7 protein-coding genes are annotated in these 10,501 nt (G+C 71.2%); 3 read left to right on the top strand and 4 right to left on the bottom strand.

Annotated features, from left to right (window positions below):
• Positions 1-35 precede the first annotated feature (35 nt).
• Complete coding sequence (locus ACFU99_RS19015) at positions 36-836, bottom strand: crotonase/enoyl-CoA hydratase family protein (RefSeq protein ID WP_384393225.1); 801 nt, start codon at positions 834-836, stop codon at positions 36-38.
• A 204-nt stretch (positions 837-1,040) separates the two neighbouring features.
• Here ACFU99_RS19015 and ACFU99_RS19010 point away from each other — a divergent pair, with 204 nt between their 5' ends.
• Both ACFU99_RS19010 and paaK read left to right on the top strand, forming a co-directional pair.
• The gene (locus ACFU99_RS19010; protein WP_384393222.1) at positions 1,041-2,663 is read left to right on the top strand and encodes an acyl-CoA synthetase; all 1,623 of its coding nucleotides are present in this window, start codon (positions 1,041-1,043) and stop codon (positions 2,661-2,663) included.
• 171 nt (positions 2,664-2,834) lie between these two features.
• Positions 2,835-4,133: a phenylacetate--CoA ligase PaaK gene (paaK, locus tag ACFU99_RS19005; RefSeq protein ID WP_384393219.1), complete on the top strand. Its 1,299-nt coding sequence runs from the start codon at positions 2,835-2,837 to the stop codon at positions 4,131-4,133.
• A 57-nt stretch (positions 4,134-4,190) separates the two neighbouring features.
• On the opposite strand, the gene ACFU99_RS19000 is transcribed toward paaK, so the two are convergent.
• Complete coding sequence (locus ACFU99_RS19000; protein ID WP_384393216.1) at positions 4,191-5,708, bottom strand: fatty acyl-CoA synthetase; 1,518 nt, start codon at positions 5,706-5,708, stop codon at positions 4,191-4,193.
• A gap of 229 nt (positions 5,709-5,937) precedes the next feature.
• On the opposite strand from ACFU99_RS19000, the gene ACFU99_RS18995 reads away from it, so the two are divergent.
• The gene (locus ACFU99_RS18995) at positions 5,938-8,358 is read left to right on the top strand and encodes a penicillin acylase family protein (protein ID WP_384393213.1); all 2,421 of its coding nucleotides are present in this window, start codon (positions 5,938-5,940) and stop codon (positions 8,356-8,358) included.
• Between the two features lie 33 nt (positions 8,359-8,391).
• Here the strand turns inward: ACFU99_RS18995 and ACFU99_RS18990 are convergent, their stop codons facing one another.
• Together ACFU99_RS18990 and ACFU99_RS18985 are read right to left on the bottom strand one after the other, a co-directional pair.
• On the bottom strand, positions 8,392-9,960 hold the full coding sequence (locus tag ACFU99_RS18990) for an acyl-CoA synthetase (protein WP_384393210.1): 1,569 nt from the start codon (positions 9,958-9,960) through the stop codon (positions 8,392-8,394).
• A gap of 22 nt (positions 9,961-9,982) precedes the next feature.
• Positions 9,983-10,501, bottom strand: a 519-nt coding sequence (locus ACFU99_RS18985) for an NAD(P)H-dependent flavin oxidoreductase (RefSeq protein WP_384393207.1), incomplete at its 5' end; no start/stop codon positions are given.

Here is a 10,501-nt window from a genome sequence, read left to right as displayed (position 1 = left end):
GCGTACGGGCGCTGTGACGCGGCGCGGGCCGGGCATCAGGCCCGCCGGAAGACCGGTGGACGCTTTTCGGCGAAGGCGCGGGCGCCTTCCTTGGCGTCGGCGGTGTCGAATACCGGCCAGCCGCGCTCCAGTTCGTGGGCGAGCCCGTCGGCCTCCGTCATGGCGGCGGTGTCGTACACCGACGCCTTGACGGCCTCCACGGCCAGCGGCCCGTTGGCGTTGACGGCCTCGGCGATCTCCAGCGCCTTGGCGAGCGCCGTGCCGTCCGGCACGACATGGCCGACGAGCCCGATCCGCGCGGCCTCGGCGGCAGGGTACGGGCGTCCGGTGAGCAGCATTTCCAGCGCGTGGGTGCGCGGAATCTGGCGGGCGAGGCGGACCGTGGAGCCGCCGATGGGGAAGAGGCCGCGGCGCACCTCGTAGAGGCCGAAGACGGCGCTCTCGCCCGCGACGCGGATGTCCGTGCCCTGGAGGATCTCGGTGCCGCCCGCGACGCAGTGTCCCTCGACGGCCGCGATGACGGGCTTGCGCGGCCGGTGGTGGCGGAGCATCGCCTTCCAGTGCAGGTCGGGATCGGCCTGGAGGCGGTCCCGGTACTTCTCGCCCATGCCTTTTCCGGCCAGCGCCTTGAGGTCCATGCCGGCGCAGAACACGCCGCCCGCGCCGGTCAGCACGACCGAGCGGATGTCGTCGTCCGCGTCGGCGGCGAGCCAGCCGTCGTAGAGCCCGACCAGCATCGGCAGGGAGAGCGCGTTCTTCGCCTCCGGCCGGTTCAGGGTCAGTACCAGTGTGGCGCCGACGCGTTCCACGCCGAGGTGTTCCGTTTCCCCGCCCATGGCAAGTCCTCTCGTCTCAAGACCTAGAACAGGTTGCAGCAGGCGGGGTGCGAGTACAAGAGTTATCTGACAGTCAGTCAGTTTTCTTCGGTGTGCGCCCTTCCCACCTGTACGGCTTGGCGCTCTAATGACCGCCAAGCCGCTCGGCCGCCCCGTCGGCCCGGCCCGCCGGCCCCGCTCTGCCAGCCCCGATCTGGAGGACACGTGGAGTACAACCTTGCCGACCTCTTCGAATCGATCGTCGACGCCGTGCCCGACCGCGAGGCGCTGGTCTTCGCCGACCACCCGGGCACCGGGGCCGAACGCCGGCTGACCTACGCACAGCTCGACGCGGCGGCCAACCGGCTCGGCCATCACCTCGCCGAACGCGGCGTACGGCCCGGCGACCACGTCGGCCTGCACCTCTACAACGGCGTCGAGTACCTCCAGACGCTCTGGGCCTGTCTGAAGATCCGCGCCGTCCCGGTCAACGTCAACTACCGCTATGTGGAGGAAGAGCTGGCCTATCTGTACCGGGACGCCGACCTGGTGGCGCTCGTCTTCGACGGCGAGTTCACCGGACGGGTCGCGGCGGCGCTCCCGCGCGCGGAGCGGCTGCGCCACCTCGTACGGGTCGGCCCGGCCCCCGAGGGCGCGCCGGAACCCCGTATCGCGCCCGTCGGCTTCGCCGAGGCCGAGGCCGCCGGCTCGCCCGAGCGCGGCTTCGGGCCCCGGTCCGCGGACGACCAGATCATCATCTACACCGGCGGCACCACGGGCATGCCCAAGGGCGTCATGTGGCGCCAGGAGGACCTCTTCTTCTCCGGCCTCGGCGGCGGCGCGCCGACCGGCGAACCCGTCAAGCGCCCCGAGGAGTTGGCGGAACGGGTGGCCGCGGGCGGCGAGGGCCTCGTCTTCTTCCCCGCCCCGCCGCTGATGCACGGCACGTCCACGCTCACCGCCTTCATCGCCTTCGACTTCGGTCAGAAGGTGGTCATCCACCGGAAGTACGTACCGCACGACGTACTGCGCACCATCGCGAAGGAGAAGGTCACCAGCGTCTCCCTGGTGGGGGACGCGATGTTGCGCCCCCTGGTGGACGCGCTCGGCGGCCCGCTGCGCGGCACCGACTGCTCATCGCTGTTCACCGTCAGCAGCTCGGGCGCGATCCTGTCGGAGACCGTGCGGGCCCAGTTCCAGGAGCTCGTGCCGAACGTGCTGCTGCTCAACAACTTCGGCTCCTCGGAGTCCGGTTTCAACGGCACCGCGACCGAGGACTCGGGCCCCGACCGGGGGTTCCGGCTGCGCGTCAACGACCGTACGGCCGTGGTCGACCCGGCGACCCACGAGCCGGTCGCCCCCGGCGAGCCCGGCCGGCTGGCGCAGCGCGGCCATGTGCCGCTCGGCTACTACAACGACCCGAAGAAAACCGCCGAGACGTTCTTCGAGGCCGGGGGCGAGCGGTGGGTGCTGCTCGGCGACATGGCGACCGTCGACGAGGACGGCGTGGTCACCGTGCTCGGGCGCGGCTCGCAGTGCATCAACACGGGCGGCGAGAAGGTGTACCCGGAGGAGGTCGAGCAGGCACTGAAGGCCCATCCGGATGTGTACGACGCGCTGGTCGCCGGTGTACCGGACCCGCGCTGGGGCAACCGGGTGGCGGCCGTCGTGCAGCCGCGCGAGGGGGCCGGGCCGCTGAGCCCGGAGGCCGTGCAGGCGCACTGCCGCACCCGGCTCGCCGGGTACAAGATCCCGCGCAGCGTGGTCTTCACCGACCATATCCAGCGCTCCCCCAGCGGCAAGGCGGACTACCGCTGGGCCAAGGAGAAGGCCGCCGAGGCGGGGTGAGGGCGCGGGGTGCGGGGGCGGGCCCGTGACCGGCGCGTATGCCGGACTTCCGGCCCGCGCCCCACTTATCCACAGGCCGGCCGCCATCCTTGACGCACGGCTCCGCTCCTGATTATTTGATCGGAGACACGGCGACCGAATGATCGGTCGGCTCATTGGGGCGGTGATGTCATGACGGGTCCGCAGGATCTCCTCGACGACGCGGAACGGATGTCGCGCGAGGAGCTGGAAGCGCTCCAGCTGCGCCGGATGCGCGCGACGCTGCGCCACGCGTACGAGAACGTGGACCATTACCGGCGCGCGTTCGACGCGGCGGGGTTGGCTCCCGAGGACTGCCGGACGCCGGCCGACATCGCGCGCTTCCCCTTCACCGTCAAGGCTGACCTGCGGGACAACTACCCGTTCGGGATGTTCGCCGTCCCCGAGTCCGACATCCGGCGCATCCACGCCTCCAGCGGCACGACGGGCCTCCCCACCGTCGTCGGCTACACCGAACGCGACCTGGACGTCTGGGCCGAGGTCGTGGCCCGTTCGCTGCGCGCCGCCGGCGCCCGGCCGGGCCACAAGGTCCATGTGGCGTACGGATACGGCCTGTTCACCGGCGGCCTCGGCGCGCACTACGGCGCCGAGCGGCTCGGCTGCACGGTGATCCCGGCGTCCGGCGGCATGACCGCGCGCCAGGTGCGGATCATCCAGGACTTCCGCCCCGAGATCATCATGGTGACGCCGTCCTACATGCTCACCCTCCTCGACGAGTTCGAGCGCCAGGGCGTCGATCCGCGCTCCACGTCCCTGAAGGTCGGGGTCTTCGGGGCCGAGCCGTGGACGGAGGAGATGCGCCGCGAGATCGAGGAGCGGTTCGCCCTCGACGCGGTCGACATCTACGGCCTCTCGGAGATCATCGGTCCGGGCGTGGCACAGGAGTGCACGGCGACCAAGGACGGTCTGCACCTGTGGGAGGACCACTTCTACCCGGAGGTCGTCGACCCCATCACGGGCGAGACGCTGCCCGACGGCTCCCACGGCGAGCTGGTGCTGACCTCGCTCACCAAGGAGGCCATGCCGGTCATCCGCTACCGCACCCGCGACCTCACCCGACTGCTGCCGGGCACGGCCGCCGCCCCCTTCCGCCGCATGGAGAAGATCACCGGCCGCAGCGACGACATGATCATCCTCCGTGGCGTCAACCTCTTCCCGGCCCAGGTGGAGGAGATCGTCCTGCGCACTCCCGGCATCGCCCCGCACTTCCAGCTCCGCCTGACCCGCGAGGGCCGCATGGACCACCTCACCGTACGCGCCGAGGCCCGGCCCGGTGCCTCACCCGAGCAGCGCACGGCAGCGGTCGGCCTCATCGCCTCCGGCGTCAAGGACGGCGTCGGGGTATCGGTGGCCGTCGAGATCGTCGACCCGGAAACCCTGGAACGCTCGGTCGGCAAATTCAAACGCATCGTGGACGCCAGGCCGTCTTAAGAGGTCGTCAGACGTCGTAAGAGCCTGTGCCATCCGGGCCGTTTCGCCGGCCCGGAGTCAGCGTTCCGACGCGAAGCGGTCGCGCAGTTCTCGTTTGAGGATCTTTCCGCTGGCGTTGCGGGGCAGTTCGGGGACGAACAGGACGCGTTTGGGGGCCTTGAAGTGGGTGAGACGTTCGCGGACGTGGTCGATCAGCTCTTGTTCGCCGACGGGGCCGCGCTGGACGACGACGGCGGTGACCGCCTCGATCCAGTGCGGGTCGGGGAGGCCGATCACGGCGGCCTCGGCCACGGCGGGGTGCTCGTACAGGGCGTCCTCGACCTGGCGGGAGGCGACGAGGACGCCGCCGGAGTTGATGACGTCCTTGACCCGGTCGACGACGGTGAGGTAGCCCTCGGCGTCGCGTACGGCGAGGTCGCCGGAGTGGAACCAGCCGTCGCGGAAGGCTTCGGCGGTCTCTTCCGGCTTGTTCCAGTAGCCGTCGCACAGTTGGGGCGAGCGGTAGACGATCTCGCCGGTGACGCCGGGGGCCACCTCGACGCAGCGCTCGTCGACGACCTGGGCCTCCACGAACAGGACCGGGCGGCCGCACGAGTCCATGCGGCCCTCGTGTTCGTCGGGGCCGAGGACGGTGGCGAGCGGGCCGATCTCGCTCTGGCCGAAGCAGTTGTAGAAGGCCAGCTCCGGAAGGCGGGTGCGGAGCCGCTCCAGGACCGGTACGGGCATGATCGAGGCGCCGTAGTACGCCTTGCGCAGCCCGCTGAGGTCGCGGTTGACGAACTCGGGGTGGCCGGCGAGCGCGATCCAGACCGTGGGCGGGGCGAAGAAGCTGTCGGCGCGGCCCGCCCCCACCAGTTCGAAGATCCGGTACGGATCGGGCTCGTCGATGATGGTGTTCTCCGCGCCCACGGCCAGATAGGGCAGCAGGAAGACGTGCAGCTGCGCCGAGTGGTAGAGCGGCAGGCAGTGCAGCGGCCGGTCGCTCTCCCCGAGGTCCAGGGCGGTGATGGCGCTGACGTAGGCGTGCACGAGGGCGCGGTGCGACATCATCGCGCCCTTGGGATCGGCGGTGGTTCCCGAGGTGTAGAGGAGCTGGACCACCTGCTCGCCGTCGCCGCCCCCGGCGAGGAGGATGCCGGCGGCGCTCCGCTCCCGCGCGGCCTCCAGCAGCGAGCCGGTGGCGTCGCGCAGCGCCATGACCGGTACGGACGTGGGCAGCCGGTGTGCGATGGCCGGGTCGGTGAGGACGAGCGAGCTGCCCGACTGCTCGATGACGTACCGCAGATCCTCACCGGTGAGGTGGTGGTTGACCGGCACATGGACGTACCCCGCGCGGGCGCAGGCGAGGAAGGCGATCAGATAGGCGTCGGAGTTGTGCCCGTACACGGCGACGCGGGCGCCGCTCGCCAGGTCGCCGTGGTACATCAGCGTGGCGGCGGCCACGGTCACCGCGTCGTCGAGTTCCCGGTAGGTCCAGGCCCGCTCGCCGTACCGCACCGCTGTGCGGTGGGGCACCCGCCGGGCGCTGCGCCGCAGGATGTCGTCCACCGTGCTGCTGCGTACTCCTCCGGTCATGGTCGGATCTTGTGCGCGGCGCGGGCGCGGGTCAAGTGGTCACGCCGGGGAGGAGGACAGACAGGACAGGAAGGACGGGGAGGACAGGGAGGACAGGGAGGGGCCTGAGGACAGGAACCGGAGTCGGTGCCGCACCGCCCCCTCCCGTCACACGCCCCCCATCGGGGACAATTCCCCTGCTTGGCACTATCCGGCAACATCCGTATCGCATTGGCTTGTTGGGGGAAAGTTGACTTTACGCAACCGACTGCGCGGGCTGGTGCTCACCGGCGCCGCGCTCCTGACCGTATCGACCGTGCTGCCGCCGGGGGCCGCGGCCGCCGAGCCGGACCGTGCGCACCGGGCCTCGGGCGACGGACTGTCCGCCGTCATCCGCTACACGGAGTACGGCATTCCGCACATCGTGGCCAAGGACTATCCGAACCTGGGCTTCGGCGAGGGCTGGGCGCAGGCCGCCGACCAGGTCTGCGTGCTGGCCGACGGGTTCGTCACCGGGCGCGGCGAGCGCTCGCGCTACTTCGGCCCCGACGCCAAGACCGACTACTCCCTGTCGTCCGCGTCCACGAATCTCACCAGCGATCTCTTCTTCCGTGGTCTCAAGGACGCGGGCACGGTCGAGAAGCTGCTCGCCCAGCCCGCGCCGGCCGGGCCCAGCAAACCGGCGAAGGAGCTGATGCGCGGCTACGCGGCCGGCTACAACGCGTGGCTGAGACAGCACCAGGTCACCGATCCGGTCTGCCGGGGAGCGGCCTGGGTCAAGCCCATCACGGAACTGGACGTGGCCCGGCACGGCTACGCCCTGGCCCTGCTGTCGGGGCAGGGCGCGGCCGCGGACGGCATCACGGGGGCCCGGCCGCCGGCCGCGGGGGCGAAAGCCCCGAAGCCGGCGAAGGACCCCGTCGAGGCGGCGCGCGGGCTCTTCGGGCAGAACCGTTCGGACATGGGCTCCAACGCCGTGGCGTTCAGCGGGGAGACCACCGCGAACGGGCGCGGCCTGCTGCTCGGCAACCCGCACTACCCCTGGCACGGCGGCCGCCGCTTCTGGCAGTCCCAGGTCACCATCCCGGGCGAGCTGGACGCCGCGGGCGGCTCGCTGCTCGGCGCCACATCGATCTCCATCGGCCACAACTCCCGTATCGCGTGGAGCCATACGGTCGCCATGGGCGTACCGCTGACGCTGCGCGAGCTCAAGCTCGTACCGGGCGATCCGACGTCCTACCTGGTGGACGGCGAGCCGGTGAAGATGACCGAGCGCACGGTCACCGTCGCGTCGCGGGGCGCGGACGGCAGCCCCACCGAGGTCACCCGCTCCCAGTGGTGGACCCGCTACGGGCCCGTCACCACGTCCTACGGCGGTATCCAGCTGCCCTGGAGCGGCGGTTCGGCGTACGCGCTCGACGACGCCAACGCCGCCAATCTGCGGTTCGGCGACGCCGGGCTGAGCCTCAGCAAGGCCCGCAGTGTCGACGGCGTCCGTGACGCGCTGAAGGTGCAGGGCCTGCCCTGGGTCAACACGATCGCCGCGGACTCGGGCGGCCACAGCCTCTTCAGCCAGTCGCAGGTGCTGCCGCGTGTCACGGACGAGCTCTTCGCGCGCTGTTCCACGGAGCTGGGCAAGCGGATCTATCCGGTGTCGGGCCTCGCGGTGCTGGACGGTTCGCGCGATTCCTGCGGGCTGGGCAAGGACGCCGACGCCGTGCAGGGCGGGATCTTCGGGCCGTCGGCGATGCCGACGCTGGGGGACGCGCCGTACGCGGAGAACTCCAACGACAGCGCCTGGCTGGCCAACCTGGACCGGCCGCTCACCGGCTACCCGCGGGTCTTCGGCGACTTCGGCACCGAGCGCTCGATGCGCACCCGCGGTGCGATCGAGGACGTGGAGGCGATGGCGGAGCGAGGCCGGCTGACCGTTGCCGATCTGCAAAAGCAGCAGTTCGCCAACCGGGTGCCCGCCGCCGATCTGGCCGCGGCCGACGCGGCGAAGGCGTGCGCGGCGCTGCCGGGCGGCACGGCGGTGGACAGCCACGGCAAGCGCGTGGACGTCTCGGACGCCTGCGACGTGCTGGCCGACTGGGACCGTACGGTACGGACCGACAGCGCGGGGGCGCTGCTCTTCGACCGCTTCTGGCAGCGGCTCTCGGACGCCGGGCCGGACCACGAACTGTGGCAGGTGCCGTTCTCCGCCGCCGATCCCGTAGGCACCCCCAACACCCTGAACACGGCCGATCCGCTGTTCGCGCGCTCGCTCGCGGACGCGGTCGGCGAGCTGCGGTCGGCCCATATCGCGCTCGACGCACCGCTGGGCGAGCACCAGTTCGTGGTGCGCGGCGGCAAACGCATCCCGGTGTCGGGCGGTACGGAGTCGCTGGGCGTCTGGAACAAGACGGAGGCCGACTGGGACTCCGCGAAGGGCGGCTACAGCGAGGTCGTCCACGGCTCCAGTTACATCCAGGCGGTCGGCTTCGACGGGAGCGGCTGCCCGGTCGCCCGTACGCTGCTGACGTACTCGCAGTCCTCGAACCCGAACTCGCCGCACTACAGCGACCAGACGCGGCTGTATTCGGCGGGCCGCATGGTCAAGGAGCGGTTCTGCGCGAAGGACGTCCTCGCGTCGCCGGAGCTGCGGGTGGTGCGGGTGAGCGAGCGCTGAGGTGATCTCCCGCCCTTGACAGGCCGTGACGGGCTACACGGCGCGCTCCCGGCCCGCCCAGTGCGGGTCGCGGAGCCGCCGCTTGTAGAGCTTGCCGTTGGGGTCGCGCGGCATGACCTCGATGAAGTCGACGGTCTTGGGGCGTTTGTAGCCGGCGAGCGTCCGCTCGCAGTGGGCGAGGATCTCCTGGGCCAGTTCCGGGCCCGCCGAGTGTCCCTCGGCGGGCTCGACCACCGCCTTGACCTCCTCGCCCCAGTCGTCATGGGGGATGCCGAAGGCGGCGGCGTCGGCGACGGCGGGGTGGGCGAGGAGCGCGGACTCGATCTCGGCGGGGTAGATGTTGACGCCGCCGGAGATGATCATGTCGATCTTGCGGTCGCGGAGGTAGAGGTAGCCGTCCTCGTCGAGATAGCCGAGGTCGCCGACGGTGAAGAAGTCGCCGATCCGGTTCTTCCGCGTCTTGTTCTCGTCCTTGTGGTAGGCGAAGCCGCCGGTGCTCATCTTCATGTAGACGGTGCCGAGTTCGCCCGCGGGCAGCCTGCGGCCGTCGTCGTCGAAGACGGCGAGTTCGCTGATGGGCCAGGGCTTGCCGACGGTGCCGGGCTTCTTCAGCCAGTCCTCGGCGGTGGCGAAGGCCCCGCCGCCCTCGCTGGCCGCGTAGTACTCCTCGACGCAGGTGCCCCACCAGTCGATCATCGCGCGCTTGACGTGGTCGGGGCAGGGGGCGGCGCCGTGGATGGCGTGCCGCATGGAGGAGACGTCGTATGAGGCCCGTACGGACTCCGGGAGTGCGAGCAGCCGGTGGAACTGGGTCGGCACCATGTGCGTATGCGTGCACGCGTGGTGGTCGATGGCGGCCAGCATGCCCTCGGGCGTCCACTTGTCCATCAGTACCAGCCGGTGCCCGATGTGCAGGGAGGCGCCCGCGAATTGGAGGACCGCCGTGTGGTAGAGCGGCGAGCAGACGAGGTGCGCGTTGTCGTCGAAGGGCTTGATGCCGAAGATGGCGAGGAAGCCGCCGAGGTACGTCTCTTCGGGTGGTTTGCCGGGCAGCGGGCGGCGTATGCCGCGCGGGCGGCCTGTGGTACCGGAGGTGTAGTTCATGACCCAGCCGAGCGTGCGGTCCTCGGGCGGGGTCTCGGACTGCCCCTCCAGGAGGGCGTCGTACGGGCGGAAGCCGGGAATGCCGGGGGCGCCGGGGGTGCCGCCGACGGCGTAGCGGTGGGTGGCGGGCAGGCCCGCCTCGTCGGCCGCCGCGGTCGCCGCCTCGCCGAACCGCTCGTGCGCGATGAGCACCTTGGCGCCGGAGTCCGCGACGATCCAGGCGATCTCGGGGCCGACGAGGTGGTGGTTGACAGGCACGAGGTAGAACCCGGCCTGGGAGGCGGCGAGATAGGCGGTGAAGAACTCGACGCCGTTGGGGAGCACGGCCGCGAACGCGTCGCCGCGTTCGAGTCCGGCGGCGCGCAGCCCGCGCACGAGCCGGTTGCAGTCGGCGTGCAGCCGGCCCGCGCTCCACTGCTCGCCGTCGGGCGCGATGAGGACCGTACGGCCGGGGTCCGCGGCCGCCTGTGCCCAGAAGCCGTTCGGGGATTGCGTCATGAAAAGGCGCTCCTCTCCGCGCTCAGGCGCGTCCGGCGATGCGGTTGATGCGGTCGATGGCGCGCTCGAATCCCGCGGTGAGGTCGTCGAAGACGGCCTGGACGCTGCGTTCGGAGTTCATCCGGCCGACGATCTGGCCGACGGGCGTGCCGAGCAGGGCGTCCACTTCGTACTTCTGGATGCGGGAGACGGCCTCGGCGACGAGCAGCCCCTGAAGCGGCATGGGGAGGGTGCCGGGGCCGTCCGGGTCGTCCCAGGCGTCGGTCCACTCGGTGCGCAGCTGGCGGGCGGGTTTGCCGGTCAGGGAGCGGGAGCGGACGGTGTCGCCGGAGCCCGCCGCGAGGAGCTTGCGGGTCAGCGCGCGGGAGTGCAGGTCGGCTTCCTCGGTGGTGAGCCAGAGCGAGCCGAGCCATACGCCCTGGGCGCCGAGGGCGAGTCCGGCGGCGATCTGCTCGCCGCTGCCGATGCCTCCGGCGGCGAGCACGGGGAGCGGGTCGACGGCCTCGACGACCTCGGGGGTCAGCACCATGGAGGCGATCTC

This window comes from Streptomyces sp. NPDC057654, from assembly GCF_042800135.1.
Lineage (GTDB): Bacteria > Actinomycetota > Actinomycetes > Streptomycetales > Streptomycetaceae > Streptomyces.
The sequence above is the reverse complement of the archived record's forward strand: the minus strand, read 5'-3'. Positions and strand labels throughout refer to the sequence as shown.

Excerpts from the sequence above, each read along its gene's own strand:
- ACFU99_RS19015 (WP_384393225.1), bottom strand. The coding sequence starts at position 836 with ATGGGCGGGGAAACGGAACACCTCGGCGTGGAACGCGTCGGCGCCACA.
- paaK (WP_384393219.1), top strand. The coding sequence starts at position 2,835 with ATGACGGGTCCGCAGGATCTCCTCGACGACGCGGAACGGATGTCGCGC.
- ACFU99_RS19000 (WP_384393216.1), bottom strand. The coding sequence starts at position 5,708 with ATGACCGGAGGAGTACGCAGCAGCACGGTGGACGACATCCTGCGGCGC.
- ACFU99_RS18990 (WP_384393210.1), bottom strand. The coding sequence starts at position 9,960 with ATGACGCAATCCCCGAACGGCTTCTGGGCACAGGCGGCCGCGGACCCC.